The organism is Flavobacterium ponti, assembly GCF_042652765.1.
Classification (GTDB): domain Bacteria; phylum Bacteroidota; class Bacteroidia; order Flavobacteriales; family Flavobacteriaceae; genus Flavobacterium; species Flavobacterium ponti.
In genome coordinates, this window is record NZ_JBHSGW010000025.1 from 403,397 (window position 1) to 422,557 (window position 19,161).

The following is a 19,161-nucleotide window of genomic DNA, read 5'->3' on the forward strand; positions in this document are numbered from 1 at the left end:
ACAATTCTTACCGTCACTTCGAGTGATTTTGTTGGAATGTAAAGGAAACAAAATTGTATCGAGAAGTCGTCTTAAAAAACAAACTGAAACAACCTGAAACAACCTGAAACCAAAACTTAAACCCCTTTCAACCCATCAACCAAAGCATCAATATCTTCTTTCACATTATCATGACAAAAAGAAATTCGCAAAGAAGGTTTTTTAATATCTTCATCAGCTAAAATTTCAGCTAATACATGAGAAGGCTTTACACTTCCACTCTGACAAGCACTTCCTCTTGAAACTGCAATTCCTTTGATGTCTAAATTAAACAATATCATAGCTGTTTTCTCTTCTGAAAAAGGCAACAACACATTGATAATATTATAAAATGAATCTTCACCATTTACTTTTATTTCTGGAAAATTCAATTGCAACTGTTCCAAACAATACCTTTTTAAATCGGTAATATGTTTTTTATCAGTTTCTAAATTTTCATAACACAATTCAAGAGCTTTACTCATTCCCACAATTTGATGCACAGCTTCAGTACCAGAACGCAATCCTTTTTCTTGAGAACCACCATGAGTAAAAGGAGTTATAGAAGCCGTTTTCTTTATAAAAACAAACCCTACTCCTTTTGGACCATGAAATTTATGGGCACTAGCTACAATAAAATCAATGGGTAATTTTGTCAAATCTATTATTTCTTTTCCAACAGACTGAACTGTATCACAATGAAACAAAGCCTTATTTTCTTGGCATAAAGTACAAACTTTTTCCAAATCTAAAACAGTTCCTATTTCATTATTCACATGCATCAACGTAACCACTGTTGGAATATCTTGTTGCAATAGTTCTTCCAAATGCTTCATATCAATCGCACCAGAAGGCAAAACCGAAACAAAATCAACTTGTACTCCAAACTCTTTTTGAAGCGCTAAAACTGTGTATAAAGTAGCATGATGCTCAATTCTAGAAGTAATAATTCGTTGAACTTGATTGGTTTTTACTAAAGAAGTTAAAATCCAATTGGTAGCTTCTGTTCCATTACTCGTAAAAATTATTTCTTGAGCTGAACAATTTAAGTGTTTTGCAATGCTTTTTCTTGAAGTTTCTACTAAAGTTTTGGCACTTCTCCCATAACTATGTGTTGAAGATGGGTTTCCGTAATCATTTTGCAATACTTCAACCATTGCTTTTATAACTTCTGGATGTACTGATGAAGTAGCAGCACTATCTAAATATATACGTTTTGACATTCGATTTTAATAATTTATACAAAGATACAAATAAGAAGACCCAAAAAAGAAATTCCAAATTCCAAAGTTTTATTAAAATTGGAATTTGGAATTTAATCTATTTGAGTTTATAATTTTTTAATGAGCTGCTTCTACTTCAATTGCATCAACATCTATGTTCTGTTTTTTCAATAACCCTTTTACAATAATTGCAAATAAAGTCAAATAAACAAAGCATAAAACAGCTACAATATACGATTGGTGAATTCCGATAATATCAGATAATTTCCCTTGTATTGGAGGAATAATTCCACCACCTAAAATCATCATTACCAAGAAAGCTGATCCTTGAGAAGTATATTTTCCTAAACCAATAATAGATAAACTAAAAATAGATGGCCACATAATTGAACAAGCTAATCCACCAGCTAAAAAGGCATAAATAGCAACAGTTCCTGTTGTAAATAATCCAATTAACATAGCTATAATTCCGAAAGTTCCAAAAATAGTTAAGGTTCTTGCTGGTTTGTCTTTACTCAAGAAGAAAGCTCCAATTTGAACAAGAACACAGAAAACATAATAATATAAAGGTTTCATATCTTTTCCTGATAAAATATTTACTCCCAAAATCACTCCAAATGCTATTAATGGAACAATGATTAAAGCTAATGTTTTTTTAGCACCTTTTAATTCAAAAACACTTACTGCTCCAGCCCAACGACCAATCATTAAACTTCCCCAATACATAGAAATATAAGGAGCAATATCTGAAGATTCTAAACCTCCAAATTCTTTTAATTTTAATAATTCACCTAAGTTACTTCCAATAGCAACTTCTACTCCAACATAAGTAAAAATAGCCAACATTCCCAAAACCAATTGTGGATATTGCATGGCTCCCCAACCTTCAGCTTTCTTTTTTGCTGAAGTATATGAAAATAAAATTCCACCAAGAATAACTGCTAATGCTCCAAAAAGCCAATACATTCTATAATGCTCTAAATTAGATTTCAATTCTACTAATTCATCGCTTTTAGTTTGCATCTCTTTTCTATAAACAGCTAATTCATCACCAGTATAATCTTTTAATTTTTCAATATTAGCTTCTGACTTATCAAAATCAAGTTCTTTTTGAAGAGTAACAATCTTATTAGCATCATCGCTTTTGTAACTCTGAAAAACTGGTGTAAACATTACTCCTAATAAAATTGTCATTACCACTAAAGTCATTAAAGCTTTATTAGCTGGTTCAATTGGTTCATCAGAAACTCCTGTTGGAACTTTCTTAGAAAAGTAAAATAATGCTGCTGCTGCCACAAAAAGCAACCCAACACAAACGTAAAGAATAACAACTTTATTTAATTCTAATAACTTAATTTGTTCGTCAGTAACTGAAGAAGCTGTTCCAAACAAAGCCAATGCAATAACAATAGGTCCAATAGTTGTTCCAAAAGAATTAATTCCACCACCAAGGTTCACACGGCTTGCACCTGTTTTTGGATCACCTAATAAAATAGCAAATGGATTAGCTGCTGTTTGTTGCAATGAAAATCCTAAAGCAACTATAAAAAGTCCAACCAACATTCCTGCATATAAATTAGCTTCAACTGCTACAATCATCGCACCAGCTCCTAATGCGGAAAATAAAAGACCATACACAATACTTTTTTTATAACCCCATTTTCCTACAATGTCTTTTCCTGAATTATTTCCTAAAGCAAATAACAATAAGGCTCCAATGTAATAAGCCGTATAAAAAGCAAAATCTACTAATTGAGATTGAAACTGATCTAAAGAGAAATAACTTTTACAAAAAGGAATAAAAATACTGTTTCCAGCAGCAATAAATCCCCAAAAGAAAAACACTGTAATAAGCGTATATAGCGCAGGATAATTAGTTTGAATCTTGTTTGAACTCATAATTAGATGTGGTTTATTTTTTTAACTATTTTTAAATTGTTAATTTTTAAGAACTTAAATTATCTAAATGATAACATTAACCTGAAAAATTTGCTAAATATACATTTATAAGCCTTTATTTTATGTTGTTTTAAAATTAATTTATCAACGAAAACGATTTCTTTGGCTTTTAAATATGATGAAAAGCAATAGTATCTTTCTGTATAAAAGTTTTTTATCTACCAAAACATAGTGTTATTCAACAATTTTTTATACAGAATTATAAAAACTAAGTTAAAAGTTACTTACTTTTTCAATTTAAAATTTACTTTTGCTAAAAATACCCAATAATGAGAAAGCTATTTTTACTGTTAATTGTTTTTTTTACATTCAGTTCTTGTGATGATGGAGATATAACTCTAGAATCTTTCAACTTTTCAAGTCAATCTATCCAGAAATGTCCGGATGATAATAAAACTTTCTTATACAAAATAAATGATAATGAGTTATTGTTGCTAGATATTTCTGCAGAACCATATACTTATGATTCAAATTTCAATGAATTTCCATATTCAAAATCATACCCAATAGATAATTCTTCAGTATCTATAATTTATAGACTATACAATGATACCGCAACAAGTACAACAATTTGTAGTGTAATTGCTCCTGCAACTCCTGTTGTAACTAATGAATGGAATGCAACTGGTGGAACATTAGATGTAACTACTACTCAACGATTTGATACTGACGGAACAACATTGTTAGGTTACACACATGCTATTAAACTTGTAAATGTGAATTTTTCCAATGGAACAAATAGCTTCAGTTTTGAAGAATATTTTGTTGGAAATTACCAAACATCTATTTAATTTACTTTTTCTGTAAAAAGTACACTTCCATAGCTCCTTGACCATATTTTTGATAATTGGCTTCTTGGACACTTATGTTTTCATATTTTCTTAATAGAAATCCTAATTCACTTTTTAAAACACCTTCACCAACTCCGTGAATCAAAACTAATTTTGGAATGCGATTTCTAATTGCAAAATCCATTTGTCGTTTTGCGGTATCCATTTGGATATTTAGAATATCATAATTATTTAAACCATTCTTGTTTGGTACTAATTTTTCTATGTGCAAATCAACCTCTAAAGCAAAAACTTCTCTTGAAGATTTCTTCTCTTTAGTAAAACTTCGCTTTTTTTCTTCTTGTTTTTCATTTTTCACTTGACTTATAGCAGCATTTGAAATAAAACCTTTTAAATCATTGGAAATGTTGTTTTTAACCAATTCGTTGACAAAATATGTCATCGGAAATCCATCCTCTGTTTCTATTGTTATTTGATTAGAATTGATAGCAGTAACAACTCCATCAATCGCATCATCTAAAACTGAAACCTTATCACCTATTTGAAAAACTGACATCCTTTTTTATTTAAAATTTATCTGTCTCAAAAGTAAAAAAAGATTAAATGATTTAACCATAATTACATTTATTATTTGTAAAATTGTATGCAACTAAAATTATTTTTATGGAAGAATACATGGTTCCTTGTATGAATAAATCATTATTTGGGGTAGATTGTTTAGGTTGCGGAACTCAAAGAGCATTAAATTTACTTTTTCATGGTGAATTTGTAGAAGCTTTTAAAATGTTTCCTGCAATTTATACTACTATTCTATTTTTTCTAATTTTAATCTTACACTTTTTTGACAAATCAAGATCATATCACAAATTAATCATTGGTTTAGCCATTTGCAATGCACTAATCATGATAACCTCTTATTCAATAAAACATTTCTTTTAATTTTAACCCACTTAACAACTATTTTTCTTATGGAACAAACTACAAATTTTAACAATTTTGAAACTGGACAAAAATTACCTAACGCTTCAGCAGTACTTGTTTTAGGAATTCTATCAATCTTAACATGTTGCTGTTATGGCATAATTGGTTTAGCATTAGGAATCATTGCTTTGTATTTAGCAAAAAAAGATATGCAATTATACAAAGCAAATCCTCACGCTTATACCAACTACTCTAATTTAAATACTGGTAAAATTTTAGCTATTATCGGCATTGTTTTAAGTGCAATTTATATCATTTATTTAATAGTTATATTCTCAACTCTTGGAATGGAAGGTTTACAGCAAATGCAAGAAGAAATGATGAGAAAATATGGAGCACAATAATTAAACAACATTAAACAAAAAATCCGTCTAATAAATTAATTAGACGGATTTTTTTATGAATTAATAAGTTTATTTTTCAAACTCTTTTAAAGTCTTCGTAATAATTGATACACATTCCAATAATTGTTCTTCAGTCATTACTAAAGGTGGTGCAAAACGAATGATATTTCCATGAGTAGGTTTTGCCAATAAACCATTTTCAGATAATTTCATGCAAATATTCCAAGCAGTTTCACTTTCTTCAGAATCATTAATTACAATTGCGTTAAGCAAACCTTTACCTCTTACTAATGAAACTATGTTTGAAGTTTCAATGTATTTTTGCATTTCACTTCTAAATAATTTTCCTAAAACAGCCGAATTTTCAACTAAATTATCATCTTTAATTACTTCTAAAGCAGCAATTGCAACAGCAGCAGCAACTGGATTTCCTCCAAAAGTTGAACCATGTTGACCAGGCTTAATTACATTCATGATTTCATTATTTGCCAAAACTGCTGATACAGGATAAACTCCTCCAGATAATGCTTTTCCTAAAATCAACATGTCTGGTTTTACATTTTCATGATCAACTGCTAATAATTTTCCAGTTCTTGCAACACCAGTTTGAACTTCATCTGCAATGAACAAAACATTGTTCTCTTTACAAAGTTGTTTTGCTTTTGCTAAATATCCTTCACTAGGAACATAAACTCCAGCTTCTCCTTGTATTGGCTCAACTAAGAAACCTGCTATGTTTTTAGACGATTTAATGGCTTTTTCTAAAGCTTCGATATCATCGTAAGGAATTTTAATAAAACCAGCTGTATAAGGTCCGAAATTCTTTCTCGCATTTTCATCATTTGAAAACGAAATGATTGTTGTAGTTCTTCCGTGAAAGTTATTTTCACAAACTATGATTTGAGCTTCTTTTTCGTCAACTCCTTTTTTCTCATAAGCCCATTTTCTACAAATTTTGATAGCTGTTTCCACTGCTTCAGCACCTGTATTCATTGGCAAAACCTTATCAAAACCAAAATATTTTGTAATATATTCTTCATAAACTCCTAATTTATCGTTGTAAAAAGCACGAGAAGTTAATGTTAAGGTTTTGGCTTGTTCAATCATTGCACCAATAATCGAAGGATGACAATGACCTTGATTTACTGCTGAATAAGCTGAAAGAAAATCATAATACTTTTTTCCATCAACATCCCAAACATAAACACCATCTCCTTTTGCAAGAACAACTGGAAGTGGATGATAGTTATGAGCACCATATTGGTCTTCTAAATTGATTGCTTGATTAGCTGCATTTTTTTCTAAAACTGACATAAATGTATTTTTTTAATCTGAACTCGTTACAGATTTTTAATAAACCAACCTACTTTTCAATAGGCAATATTCCTTCTTATTGGAGAGAAATCATCCATGTTTTACAAAGATATAAAAAAGAAATTCCAAATAAGAAATTCTAAAATTCAAAATTGAATTTGCACTTTTTTAATTGCTATTAATTTATTTTTCAGATAGAAAAAACACAATTAAAACAGAGGATTATTACTGAATTACAATTTATTACTGAGTTATATTAAAGTTGCAGTTGAAGTAATTGCTGTATCTAATAATTTAGAAATTGGGCAATTTTTTTCAGCTTTAGCTACTAATTCTTGAAATTTATCGTCTGAAATTCCTTCTATTTTTGCTTCTACCGTTAGGTGCGAACCAATTATTGAACCTTCTACTAAGTTAATTTCACACTTTGTTTGAATACTTTCAATTTTGCAGCCTTCTTCTCCAAGAAAAGCTGATAATTGCATTGAAAAACAACCTGCATGAGCTGCTGCAACTAATTCTTCTGGATTTGTTCCTACTCCATCTTCAAAACGCGTTTTGAATGAATATTGAACATTGTTTAATGTTGTACTTTGTGTTGATATTTTTCCTGTTCCTGTTTTAACGTCACCGTTCCAAACGGCAGTTGCATTTCTTTTCATGTTAATTTGTTTTTTGGTTATTTCATAAATTTACAAAAAAGGGATTATAATGCAGTAGATTAAAACTGAAATAAGCTATTTTTAAACAAAGTTTAACTTTTGAACTCGAAATATGAATGTTCTTTAAAACATCTCTAACAGTTTGTTAACAGTATTCCAATTGCGACTTGTAGCAGTTACATTTAATTTTTTTTCTATGTATTTTTGAGTTAGTTTTGTTTTGGCTGCACCTGTTTCTAATTTCATATAGATTCTATTTCCATCAATAAAAGCTTCATCAGGTTTAAATTGACTAATTTTTAAATCATTCAAAGCATTATTGTTTAATTCTTTTGAAATAAAAGCCACATAAAGTTTTTTGGTATCTACATTTTTCTCTTTAAAAAAAGGATTATTAGTCAAACATTTTTCTAAATCTGATTTACTAATTACAATCGCTGGAACATCAAAACCTAATTGTTTAAAGATTTCTTGTTTGATAGCAAAACCAACACTATTAGGATTTTCTTCTGCAGTTTCTACAAATACATTTCCTGATTGAATATAAGTTTCAACATTTTGAAATTCAATATTTTCAAGTAACTTTTTTAAAACATCCATTTTAATCATATTATGACCTGATACGTTGATTCCTCGAAGTAATGCTAAGTGTTTCATTTTTTAAAGTTATTAAAAAATCCCAATTTCATAAAAATTGGGATTAGTTATTTTTAATTGCTAATTCGTAATTAACTATACATTTTAGCTCTTTGTTCTTTGATTTTTGGATCGTCTAAATATTCATCAAATGTCATGTATCTATCTATAACTCCGTTTGGTGTTATTTCAAAAATTCTATTACCAACGGTTTGTGCAAATTCGTGGTCATGAGTTGTAAATAAAACAGAACCTTTAAAGTTTTTTAAGGAATTATTGAAAGCTGTGATAGATTCCAAATCTAAGTGATTCGTTGGTTCATCTAACATCAATACATTGGCTCTCATCATCATCATACGAGAAAGCATACAACGCACTTTTTCTCCTCCAGAAAGAACGTTACATTTTTTTAGAGCTTCTTCTCCAGAAAAAATCATTTTTCCAAGAAAACCTCTAATATACACTTCGTCTCTTTCTTCTTCTGTTTTAGCATATTGACGCAACCAATCTACCAAGTTTAAATCTTTATTCTCAAAAAAAGCATGATTATCTGCTGGTAAATAAGATTGTGTTGTTGTAATTCCCCAATCAAACTCTCCTGAATCTGGTTTTTGATTGCCATTTAAAATTTCATAAAATGCTGTTGTAGCTCGAGAATCTTTAGAAAAAACTACAACTTTATCACCTTTTGCCATATTTAAATGCACATCTTTAAATAAGACTTCTCCATCAATTGATGCACTTAAATTTTGTACGTTTAAGATTTGATCACCAGCTTCACGTTCTGTATCAAAAATAATCGCTGGATATCTTCTACTTGACGGTTTGATTTCATCCAAGTTTAATTTATCAATCATTTTTTTACGAGAAGTTGCTTGTTTAGATTTAGCAACGTTTGCACTAAAACGACGAATAAACTCTTCTAATTCAGCTTTCTTTTCTTCCGCTTTTTTGTTTTGTTGTGCTTTTTGTTTTGCGGCTAATTGACTACTTTCATACCAAAATGTATAATTTCCTGAGTAGTTATTTATTTTTCCAAAATCTATGTCCGAAATATGTGTACAAACTGCATCTAAAAAGTGTCTATCGTGAGAAACTACTAAAACCGTATTTTCATAATTCGCTAAGAAATTTTCTAACCAACCTATGGTTTCAAAATCCAAATCATTGGTAGGCTCATCCATAATCAACACATCTGGATTACCAAAAAGTGCTTGTGCTAATAACACACGAACTTTTAGTTTTCCTTCCATTTCACTCATTAAAGTGTAATGGTAATCTGCTGAAATTCCTAAATTAGATAACATTGCTCCTGCATCAGATTCTGCATTCCAACCGTCCATTTCGTCAAATTGCATTTGTAACTCACCTATTCTATTGGCATTTTCTTCGTTATAATCTAAATACAAAGCATCCATTTCAGCTTTAATCTTGTGTAGGACTTTGTTTCCCATCAAAACCGTTTCTAAAACCGTATGTTCATCAAACATGTTATGGTTTTGATTTAAAACTGACATACGTTTTCCTGGCTCAAGAATCACTCTTCCTGAAGTTGGATCCAAATCACCAGCAATAATCTTCATAAATGTAGATTTTCCTGCACCATTGGCACCAATAATTCCGTAGCAATTACCTTGGGTAAAAGTGGTGTTTACTTCATCAAATAATATTCTTTTACCAAATTGAACTGATAAATTAGAAACTGTTAACATGCTAAATATTTTTTTTGCAAAAGTAGTAAATTGCGTTTACTTTTTAATGTTAAAATCATAGTTTTTTCAAGGCTTATTTAGAATAATAATAGGTTTAATTTAACTATGCTTTAACAACGCTATTAAAATGGAAGCTATAAATTTGTTTTCGAAATTAGATAGCATGATAAAATATTTACAATTACTACCTTCAATTTTAACGATTATCTCGTTAGGCTTTTTTACATCTTGCGATAAAAAACATAGCGATGAAGATTTTACTGCTTATTTTGGTGGCGAAGTTATAGATCCACAAACCAATTATGTTTTATTATTAAAGGATAATGAAGTTGTTGACACCCTTTTTTTAGATGAAAAAAATCGCTTTTTACATAAATTTGATTCTTTAACACCAGGATTATATACTTTTAAACATCAACCAGAATATCAATATGTCTATTTTGATAAAAATGATAGTCTGATGGTTTTGATAAACACGAGAGATTTTGACAACTCAATAGTTTTCTGTGGAAGAGGTTACGAAAAAAACAATTACTTGATGGAAATGTATCTTTTAAATGAAAAAGATCGCTCTAGTATGTATGATGTGTTCTTTAGAAATTCTAAAGATTTTATTAAGAATATAGATTCAAGTTTTGCATTAAGAAAAAAAGTTTACGAAAAACATAAAGCAAAAAATGAATGGAATGAAAGTTTTGATTCTTTAGCACTTGCTAGTTTGGAGTTACCCAAATATTTTGTAAAAGAGGTTTATCCTTATGCTCACAAATTCATTTCGGGAGAAAATGTAATAGATGAATTACCCAAAGATTACTATAATCACAGGAAGAAAATTGACTTTAACAATCCTACATTTGCCAACTATTATCCTTATGTAAACTATGTTACTTCTTTATTAAACAATATAACGTTTACTGAAAAAAAAGGTGATATTGACGAATTCACACTCGAGAACTCAATTAAGAAATTAAATATTGCTGATACTTTAATAAAGAATCATAAAATAAAAAACACAGTTTTGAATGGTCTAGCAATGCGCTATCTTCTTGAAGACCAAAACATGTACAATAATGCTACTTTTATAAATAGATATCTTGAAATATCCACTGATAAAAAGATGCAAAAAGAAATTAATAATATTGCTGCTTCTATCCATAAATTAACAGTTGGTAAAAAATTGCCCACCGAAAATTTTGTAGATATCAATAACAATCCAATTGCTCTTGAAAAATTAATCCACAATCAAACTGTTATTTTCTTTTGTACTACAAATGCAGAATCTCATTTAAATTCAGTCCATAAAAAAGTATTTAAACTGAAAGAAAAATACCCAAATGTAGATTTCATAGCAGTAAACATTGATGACAGTTATGAAGAATGGAAAACAAAATTAGAAGGATTTAATCATAAAAACATTATTGAAATTCATGCTGTTGATTTTGAAAAAATTAGAGAAGATTGGGTAATTAATAAAATTCATAGAACTATTGTTTTAAATGCAGATGGCACAATAAAAAATGCTTTTGTAAATTTATTTGATGTGAATTTTGAAAAAAATCTAGAATAAGGTCTTTTAAAAACATAAAAAAAGCGATTTTCAAATGAAAATCGCTTTTTTTATTACTATTATTTATAAACTAAAATTATTTATTTCCTTTTTCGTAATCAGCAATAAATTGTGCTAAACCAATATCTGTTAAAGGATGTTTTAACAGACCTAAAATAGAAGACAATGGTCCAGTCATTACGTCTGCTCCTATTTTTGCACAATTTACAACATGCATTGTATGACGAACTGAAGCAGCAAGTATTTGTGTTTCAAAACCATAGTTATCGTAAATTTGACGAATTTCATCAATTAGATTTAAACCATCTGTTGAAACATCATCTAATCTTCCTAAAAACGGAGAACAATAAGTAGCACCAGCTTTAGCGGCTAACAAAGCTTGACCAGCAGAAAAAATTAAAGTTACGTTTGTTTTTACACCTCTGTCAGAAAAATATTTACACGCTTTAATTCCTTCTTTAGTCATTGGTAACTTTACAACAATTTGCTCATGTAAATCAGCTAATTCTTCTCCTTCTCTAATCATTCCATCATAATCAACTGCATTTACTTCTGCACTCACATCACCTTCCACAAGGTTACAAATGTCAACATAATGTTTAAGAATGTTATTTTTACCTGTTATTCCTTCCTTTGCCATTAATGATGGATTTGTTGTTACACCATCTAAAATTCCTAATTCTTGTGCCTCTTTAATTTGAGCTAAATTAGCTGTGTCTATAAAAAATTTCATGTCTTTTATTTTTAATCGTTTATTATTGATTGTCTATAACTTATAATGATTCATCAACATTCTCTCATATACTTTATCTGGAAGCATTCGCTTTAAAACAATTGAAAATTTTTGTAAAAAAGCACCCACTTTATAATGTATTTTTGGATTAGGTGTATTGATAATTTTATAAATAACTTCTGCCATTTGGTTAGGATTACTTCCACTGTCTACATGAGAATCCATTTCTTTTAAAGTATTTCCATATGTTATTTCATACGCTGAACCTTTAATTACAGGAGCATGATAACGACCAGCTGCAATGTTTGTAGCAAAATCACCTGGTGCAACATTTGTAATATGAATTCCGAAAGATTTTACTTCCATTCGCAATGCTTCAGTTATTAATTCTAAAGCTCCTTTTGAAGATGAATAAACACTTCTATAAGGCAATCCCATATAACCAGCAATGGATGTTATATTAATGATTAATCCTTGTTTTTGAGTTCTCATTTGAGGTAAAACAGCTTTCATTACTTCTATAGGTCCAAATAAATTAGTCTCGAAGTTATTTTTAATTTCTTCTGAAGGAATTTCTTCTAATGGTCCTGTTATTCCAACACCAGCATTATTAATTACAACATCAATTTTTTTTGTTATTGATAATACTTCTGAAATTGCTGCTTGAATAGATTGCGAATTTCTTACATCTAATGAAACTAATGGAAAAATTGAATTTTCTACTTTTGAAGGATTTCGACTTGTGCCATAAACAATAAAATTTTTATGATGTAGAAATTCTCCAATAGCTTTACCAATTCCGGATGAAGCTCCAGTAATAAAAACAACTTTTTGCATTATTTTCTTTTCAAAATTAGAATTGCAAAGTTAATTAAAAAGTTGGGTTAATTTTAATGTAACTTTAACTTCAAATTGAATAATGCGTTATATTTTTACAATGGATTTATTTGAAATAAAAAAATCTTCCGATTTGGAAGATAATTATAATGTAAATTCTCAAAAAAAATGGCAAGCGACCTACATCGCACCGCTACAACCGCGTACCCTTGCTGCGTTCCCACCCTGGGGGATTCTGCAGGAGCTGGTCGTGTAGGACTTGCCGGTGCAAATATACAATCTTTTTGTATTTTTGCAAGGCAATTGTCGGTTAAAAAAAACGTTGTATATTCGATTTTTAAAAAAATTAATTATGTTTAAATATAAGGTATTCTCTTTCATTGGTTTAACTATTTTATCAATTTCATGTGGTGAAGATAAAAATGATGAAAAAAATAATTTTTCAATAGATACATCAGCAATGATGCAAGCTTATAACCCTTCTCAAAGTGTAGATTTGGGTATAAAAAACGAAGAAAGTAAAGTTATTGACTCAGTTATTTACTATATAAATGATAAAAATATCGGCAAGTCAATTAAAAATGAAAAAATTAATTTTTCTTTAGAAAATGAAAAGTTGGGTTATACAAGAGTTAAAGCACTGATTTATTCTGAAGGAAAAAATAGTGAAACTGAAACTAATTTTATCATTTATGCAAAAGATGCTCCTGAATTAGTAAATTATAAAATTGTAAATACTTATAATCATGATTTGAGTTCTTATACGCAAGGATATGAATTTTACGATGGTTTTTTAATTGAAGGAAGTGGACAATATGGTAATTCTTCTTTGAGAAAAACAGATTACAAAACAGGTGATGTTATTGAAAAAATTGATATAGATAAGCAATATTTTGGTGAAGGAGTTACTGTTTTAAAAGACAAAATATATCAATTAACTTGGAATGAAAATACTGCTTTTGTTTATGATGCTAAAACATTCAAAAAAGAAAAGTCAATACCATATTTTAGAAAAGATTTACCAGGTTGGGGTTTAACTAATGATGGAACAAATTTATATATGAGTGATGGTTCTGAAAAAATTTATATTTTAAATCCAGAAACTTTTGAAATGATTGATTACATCAATGTATATACTAATGCAAATAAAATAGATTTTATTAATGAAATGGAATGGATTGATGGAAAAATTTGGGCCAATATTTACGAAAAAGATATGGTTATCAGAATTAATCCAAAAACAGGAGCCATTGAAAAAATATTAAATTTAAGCGAATTAAAAACTAAAGTAACTAAGCCTTTACAACAAGGAGAAGTTTTAAATGGAATAGCTTATAACCCTGAAACAAAAACTATGTTAGTTACTGGTAAAAATTGGGATAAAGCTTTTGAGATAAAGGTAGAGTAATTTGATTTTAAAAATTTTCATATCGTTCATTTTAATAAATATCTTTTCTTTTTCAGACTAACAAGAAAGAAAAGTGTCTGGTATTATATATGATAGTGAAAGTAAACCTATTCCAAATTTAAAAATTAAGTGTAAAATAAGTAGAGACGTATATTATACAGATTTAGAAGGTAAATTTAAATTTGATTCAAAATTAGGAGAACAATTAATAATTAAATATAAGAAACATAAAAAATTACAAGTAACAGTTTCAACAAAAGAAAATTATATAATAAGATTACAATCTAAAATTAACAAAGATGAAATCATTATTATTAATTAGGAATCAATTTACCAAACCCTTAACAATTTCCCTTAAAGGCAAAATAGCTTTTGTATTTTCAATACTTGGTCCAGCGACCCAAACGGTTTTATAGGTAGCTTGTGTAGCTGCTTTTTCTGTGGCTTTCATTCCAATATAAAAACGAACCATTTTTACCCATTTTTTTAAACTTTTGTTTTTGTTTAGTAAATGTTCTAACCAAGTTTCTTTGGTTCCTATTTTTTGAACATAAGGTGTATTGATAACTGTACAAGGTGTTCCAGAAATTCGTTGTGTCATAACAATATCTTTTGCACCATAATCTACACAAGCTTGTTTGTATTCATCAGAAACTCCAGCTTCATTTGATGCTATAAAAGGGCTTCCTACCGATACTCCAACTGCACCATAATTAATTATTTTATCTAAATCAGCTTTACTTGCAACACCACCTGCTGAGATGACTGGTAAAGTTGTATTTTCATTTAATTGTCTAATTAATTCTTCTGGATTTATATTTCCTCTATGTCCACCAGCTTGATTATTGACAGCAATTAAGGCATCTGCTCTTAAACTTTCTACTTTCTTAGCAAATGACAAATCGGTGACATCACAAAATACTTTAATACCAACTTTATGTGCTTCTCTAATAGTTTCTTCAGGACTTCCTAGCGAGGTGATGATAAAATCGACCCCTTCTTCACAAATAACTTGCAATTGATCTTTATATTTTGGGTTTGATTTATTTACAATTAAATTATATCCAAAACTTCCTCCTTCAACTTTAGCTTCTTTTAATTCTTTAATTGATGCTCTTAATTCTTCTAATGTTCTATAATTTAAAGCTGGAATACAACCTGCTACTCCACTTTTCATGCCTTCAATAACCATTTTAGTATTGGAAACTAAAAACATTGGAGCAATTATTACGGGATGTTTTATTTTTAATAACGAAGTTAATGTTGGCTTTTGCATTTGAATAATTTTTCTAATACCAAATATAGTAAAACTTATTGATTTTACTATGCATGCATACTAATTAATTTTAGACATAAAAAAACCGAGCAATTACTTACTCGGTTTAATTTTGAATTAATAATATTGCTATTATTTATCTTCTTTTACTTCTTCAAATTCTACATCTTGTGTTTGATCACCTGATGCATCAGCTTGAGGTTGTGCTTGTTGAGCTCCACCTTGTTCACCTTGAGCATACATAGCTTCAGTTGCTGTTTTCCAAGCTACATTTACATTTTCTAAAGCAGTATCAATAGCTGATAAATCTTGTGATTCATGAGCCGCTTTTAATTCAGTTAATGCTCCTTCGATAGTTGTTTTGTGGTCATCAGATAATTTATCACCTAATTCTTTCAATTGACTTTCTGTTTGGAAAATCATACTATCAGCTTGATTTAATTTTTCAATTCTCTCTTTTGCTTGTTTGTCAGCATCTGCATTTGCTTCAGCATCTTTTTTCATTCTTTCAATTTCTTCAGCTGTTAAACCAGAAGAAGCTTCGATACGAATATCATGAGATTTTCCTGTTCCTTTATCCGTTGCAGAAACTTTGATGATACCATTTGCATCAATATCAAAAGTAACTTCAATTTGAGGAACACCTCTAGGTGCTGGTGGAATTCCATCTAAGTGGAAACGACCAATTGTTTTATTATCTGCAGCCATTGCTCTTGCTCCTTGTAACACATGGATTTCAACAGATGGTTGAGAATCTGCAGCTGTAGAGAACACTTGCGATTTTTTAGTTGGAATTGTTGTGTTAGACTCAATTAAAGTCGTCATAACTCCACCCATAGTTTCGATACCTAATGCTAAAGGTGTAACGTCTAATAACAATACATCTTTCACATCTCCAGATAATACACCACCTTGGATAGCAGCTCCAATAGCAACTACTTCATCAGGATTAACTCCTTTTGATGCTTTTTTACCGAAGAATTTTTCAACTTCGTCAGCAATTCTTGGCATACGAGTTGAACCTCCAACTAAAATTACTTGGTCAATATCTGATGTTGATAAACCTGCATCTTTCAACGCTTTAGCAACTGGTTCCATAGAACGTTTTACTAAGGCATCTGATAATTGTTCAAATTTAGCTCTAGTTAATTTTTTAACTAAGTGTTTTGGTCCTGTAGCAGTAGCTGTTACATATGGTAAGTTGATTTCAGTTTCAGCAGAAGATGATAATTCAATCTTAGCTTTTTCTGCAGCTTCTTTAATTCTTTGTAACGACATTGGATCTTGACGTAAATCAATTCCTTCATCTTTGTTGAATTCTTCAGCTAACCAGTCAATAATAACTTGATCAAAATCATCTCCTCCTAAATGAGTATCTCCGTTTGTAGATAATACTTCAAATACACCATCACCTAATTCAAGGATAGAAATATCAAATGTACCTCCACCTAAATCGTAAACAGCAATTTTTTGATCAGTACCTTTTTTATCTAAACCATATGCTAACGCAGCAGCAGTAGGTTCATTAATAATACGCATTACTTTTAAACCTGCAATTTCACCAGCTTCTTTTGTAGCTTGACGTTGTGCATCATTAAAGTAAGCAGGAACAGTAATAACAGCTTCAGTTACGGTTTGTCCTAAATAATCTTCAGCAGTTTTCTTCATTTTTTGAAGTGTCATAGCTGATAATTCTTGTGGTGTGTAAAGTCTTCCGTCAATATCAACTCTTGGTGTGTCATTATCTCCTTTTACTACTTTATAAGCCACATTTTTTGCTTCGTTTGCACTTTCTGAATATTTATTACCCATAAAACGCTTGATAGAAGCAATAGTTTTCGTTGGGTTAGTCACTGCTTGTCTTTTTGCAGGATCTCCCACTTTAATTTCTCCACCTTCAACAAATGCAATGATTGATGGTGTTGTTCTTTTTCCTTCTGCATTAGGAATTACTACTGGTTCGTTACCTTCCATTACAGAGACGCAAGAGTTAGTAGTTCCTAAGTCAATTCCAATAATTTTACTCATCTTATTTAATTTCTAATTTATTTAATTTTTTAAACTCGCTTTTAATAAGTCAAGTTTTATGCCAACACATTATTTCTTAATTAATTGTCAGTATTTGATAAAATTATATGACAAGATGACATTTATGAGTACAAAATATGAAAGTCAAAGTACGAAGTCTGTAGCAGTAAACATTTTGTAAATTTAACTCTTAAACTCATAAACTTTCTTTTATCTTTGCAACTATAACGATTTAGCTATGGAATGTATTTCAGTTTTTGACATGTTAAAAATTGGTGTTGGACCTTCAAGTTCACATACCCTTGGACCTTGGAGAGCTGCCGAACGCTTTTTAGGAGAATTAAAAGATAAAAAACTTATTGACAATATCAATAGAGTCAAAGTTGATTTGTATGGTTCTCTTTCATTAACAGGAAAAGGTCATGCAACAGATTTAGCTGTGATGCTAGGCTTAAGTGGTGCAGATCCTGAATATATTCCTGTAGAAAGTATTGATGTTATTATTTCAGCTATCAAAAACAAAAAAGAAATATTTTTAGGTAATGAAATTATCATTCCTTTTAATTTTGAAACTGACATCGTTTTTAATCGTGAATTTCTACCTTTTCATGCTAATGGTATTAAATTTACAGCTTATACTTCTGATGAAGAATATGAAAATACCTACTACTCTATTGGTGGTGGTTTTGTCGTAATAGAAGAGCGATTAAATTCAACTAAAAACGAAGAGATTAAATGTTCTTTTCCTTTTAGAACTGACAATGCCAGTGATTTATTGCGTTTTTGTAATCAAGAAAACAAACAAATTTGGGAAATTGTTTACGAAAATGAAAAATCCATGCGTTCTAAAGATGAGATTCACAATGAATTAATGCGTATTTGGGACACTATGTTAGAATGTATGTATATAGGTTGTCACTCTGAAGGAACTTTGCCTGGTGGATTAAATGTGAGAAGAAGAGCTTATGACATGCACAAAAACTTAATTGGTGTTTTACCATACAATGATCCTTATTCATGGATGCAAGTTATTCGTCAAACTGAAGTTAAATTTAGACAAATCTTAAAATGGGTAAGTTGTTTTGCCTTATCAGTTAATGAAGTAAATGCATCTTTGGGAAGAGTTGTAACAGCTCCAACCAATGGAAGTGCAGGAGTTATTCCAGCTGTTTTGATGTATTATTTAGTAATCGAAAACCATGAAGCTGGAGAAGAAGAAATCAAGCGTTTTTTAATGACTGCTGGAGAAATTGGAAGTATCTTTAAAAAAGGTGCCACAATTAGTGCTGCCATGGGTGGTTGTCAGGCTGAAATTGGGGTTTCAAGTGCTATGGCTGCTGCTGCTTTGTGTGAAGCCATGGGTGGAACACCTGAACAAGTAACAGTTGCAGCTGAAATTGCAATGGAACATCATTTAGGGCTAACTTGTGATCCTATTGGTGGTTTAGTGCAAGTTCCATGTATTGAAAGAAATACAATGGGAGCTATAAAAGCTATAAACGCTGCCGAATTAGCCTTAGAAACTGATGCAAAAAATGCTAAAGTTCCTTTGGATAAAGTGGTAAATACAATGTGGGAAACAGCTAAAGACATGAATACCAAATACAAAGAAACCTCTGAAGGTGGTTTGGCAGTAGCCGTAAATATGGCAGATTGTTAATGAAAAACAATC

Annotated in this window: 18 protein-coding genes and 1 other RNA gene; 7 read left to right on the plus strand and 12 right to left on the minus strand. The window is 30.0% G+C overall.

What is annotated here, in order from left to right; all coding sequences use genetic code 11:
• Positions 1-116: 116 nt before the first annotated feature.
• Both ACFO3U_RS10225 and ACFO3U_RS10230 read right to left on the minus strand, forming a co-directional pair.
• Positions 117-1,241, minus strand: a complete 1,125-nt coding sequence (locus tag ACFO3U_RS10225) for a cysteine desulfurase family protein (protein ID WP_379741603.1) — start codon at positions 1,239-1,241, stop codon at positions 117-119.
• Positions 1,242-1,358: 117 nt separating this feature from the next.
• Positions 1,359-3,140, minus strand: coding sequence for an MFS transporter (locus tag ACFO3U_RS10230; protein WP_379741606.1), 1,782 nt, complete (start codon positions 3,138-3,140; stop codon positions 1,359-1,361).
• A 329-nt stretch (positions 3,141-3,469) separates the two neighbouring features.
• Here ACFO3U_RS10230 and ACFO3U_RS10235 point away from each other — a divergent pair, with 329 nt between their 5' ends.
• On the plus strand, positions 3,470-3,991 hold the full coding sequence (locus ACFO3U_RS10235) for a hypothetical protein (RefSeq protein WP_379741609.1): 522 nt from the start codon (positions 3,470-3,472) through the stop codon (positions 3,989-3,991).
• A gap of 1 nt (position 3,992) precedes the next feature.
• Here the strand turns inward: ACFO3U_RS10235 and ACFO3U_RS10240 are convergent, their stop codons facing one another.
• Entirely contained in the window at positions 3,993-4,547 is a 555-nt protein-coding gene (locus ACFO3U_RS10240; RefSeq protein WP_379741612.1) for a Smr/MutS family protein, read from the minus strand.
• Positions 4,548-4,654: 107 nt separating this feature from the next.
• On the opposite strand from ACFO3U_RS10240, the gene ACFO3U_RS10245 reads away from it, so the two are divergent.
• Together ACFO3U_RS10245 and ACFO3U_RS10250 are read left to right on the plus strand one after the other, a co-directional pair.
• Positions 4,655-4,930, plus strand: a complete 276-nt coding sequence (locus ACFO3U_RS10245; protein WP_379741615.1) for a DUF2752 domain-containing protein — start codon at positions 4,655-4,657, stop codon at positions 4,928-4,930.
• Positions 4,931-4,959: 29 nt separating this feature from the next.
• Positions 4,960-5,316 carry a CCC motif membrane protein gene (locus tag ACFO3U_RS10250; RefSeq protein WP_379741618.1) on the plus strand — a complete coding sequence of 119 codons (357 nt, stop codon included), beginning with the start codon at positions 4,960-4,962 and terminating at the stop codon, positions 5,314-5,316.
• A 69-nt stretch (positions 5,317-5,385) separates the two neighbouring features.
• Here ACFO3U_RS10250 and rocD read toward each other — a convergent pair whose 3' ends face one another.
• From rocD to ACFO3U_RS10270, 4 genes are all read right to left on the minus strand, one after another.
• Positions 5,386-6,630, minus strand: coding sequence for an ornithine--oxo-acid transaminase (gene rocD / locus ACFO3U_RS10255; RefSeq protein WP_379741621.1), 1,245 nt, complete (start codon positions 6,628-6,630; stop codon positions 5,386-5,388).
• Positions 6,631-6,881: 251 nt separating this feature from the next.
• Positions 6,882-7,292: an OsmC family protein gene (locus ACFO3U_RS10260; RefSeq protein ID WP_379741624.1), complete on the minus strand. Its 411-nt coding sequence runs from the start codon at positions 7,290-7,292 to the stop codon at positions 6,882-6,884.
• A 123-nt stretch (positions 7,293-7,415) separates the two neighbouring features.
• Positions 7,416-7,949, minus strand: coding sequence for a DUF1697 domain-containing protein (locus ACFO3U_RS10265; protein WP_379741627.1), 534 nt, complete (start codon positions 7,947-7,949; stop codon positions 7,416-7,418).
• A 71-nt stretch (positions 7,950-8,020) separates the two neighbouring features.
• Positions 8,021-9,640: an ABC-F family ATP-binding cassette domain-containing protein gene (locus tag ACFO3U_RS10270; protein ID WP_379741630.1), complete on the minus strand. Its 1,620-nt coding sequence runs from the start codon at positions 9,638-9,640 to the stop codon at positions 8,021-8,023.
• Positions 9,641-9,803: 163 nt separating this feature from the next.
• On the opposite strand from ACFO3U_RS10270, the gene ACFO3U_RS10275 reads away from it, so the two are divergent.
• On the plus strand, positions 9,804-11,207 hold the full coding sequence (locus ACFO3U_RS10275) for a TlpA family protein disulfide reductase (protein ID WP_379741633.1): 1,404 nt from the start codon (positions 9,804-9,806) through the stop codon (positions 11,205-11,207).
• 76 nt (positions 11,208-11,283) lie between these two features.
• Here the strand turns inward: ACFO3U_RS10275 and fsa are convergent, their stop codons facing one another.
• From fsa to ffs, 3 genes are all read right to left on the minus strand, one after another.
• A complete protein-coding gene (gene fsa, locus ACFO3U_RS10280; protein ID WP_379741636.1) occupies positions 11,284-11,940 on the minus strand; it encodes a fructose-6-phosphate aldolase in 657 nt (218 codons plus the stop codon).
• Between the two features lie 33 nt (positions 11,941-11,973).
• The gene (locus tag ACFO3U_RS10285; RefSeq protein ID WP_379741639.1) at positions 11,974-12,777 is read right to left on the minus strand and encodes an SDR family oxidoreductase; all 804 of its coding nucleotides are present in this window, start codon (positions 12,775-12,777) and stop codon (positions 11,974-11,976) included.
• Between the two features lie 166 nt (positions 12,778-12,943).
• Positions 12,944-13,042: signal recognition particle sRNA small type (gene ffs, locus ACFO3U_RS10290), an RNA gene on the minus strand.
• A gap of 87 nt (positions 13,043-13,129) precedes the next feature.
• Here ffs and ACFO3U_RS10295 point away from each other — a divergent pair.
• Together ACFO3U_RS10295 and ACFO3U_RS10300 are read left to right on the plus strand one after the other, a co-directional pair.
• Positions 13,130-14,185 carry a glutaminyl-peptide cyclotransferase gene (locus tag ACFO3U_RS10295; protein WP_379741642.1) on the plus strand — a complete coding sequence of 352 codons (1,056 nt, stop codon included), beginning with the start codon at positions 13,130-13,132 and terminating at the stop codon, positions 14,183-14,185.
• A 73-nt stretch (positions 14,186-14,258) separates the two neighbouring features.
• Positions 14,259-14,507: a hypothetical protein gene (locus tag ACFO3U_RS10300; protein ID WP_379741645.1), complete on the plus strand. Its 249-nt coding sequence runs from the start codon at positions 14,259-14,261 to the stop codon at positions 14,505-14,507.
• A gap of 3 nt (positions 14,508-14,510) precedes the next feature.
• Here the strand turns inward: ACFO3U_RS10300 and ACFO3U_RS10305 are convergent, their stop codons facing one another.
• Both ACFO3U_RS10305 and dnaK read right to left on the minus strand, forming a co-directional pair.
• A complete protein-coding gene (locus tag ACFO3U_RS10305) occupies positions 14,511-15,461 on the minus strand; it encodes an NAD(P)H-dependent flavin oxidoreductase (RefSeq protein WP_379741648.1) in 951 nt (316 codons plus the stop codon).
• A gap of 132 nt (positions 15,462-15,593) precedes the next feature.
• Positions 15,594-17,489 (minus strand): molecular chaperone DnaK, encoded by a 1,896-nt coding sequence (gene dnaK / locus ACFO3U_RS10310; RefSeq protein WP_379741651.1) that lies wholly within the window; start codon positions 17,487-17,489, stop codon positions 15,594-15,596.
• Between the two features lie 238 nt (positions 17,490-17,727).
• Between dnaK and ACFO3U_RS10315 the strand changes: the two genes are divergently transcribed.
• On the plus strand, positions 17,728-19,149 hold the full coding sequence (locus ACFO3U_RS10315) for an L-serine ammonia-lyase (protein WP_379741654.1): 1,422 nt from the start codon (positions 17,728-17,730) through the stop codon (positions 19,147-19,149).
• Positions 19,150-19,161: the final 12 nt, after the last annotated feature.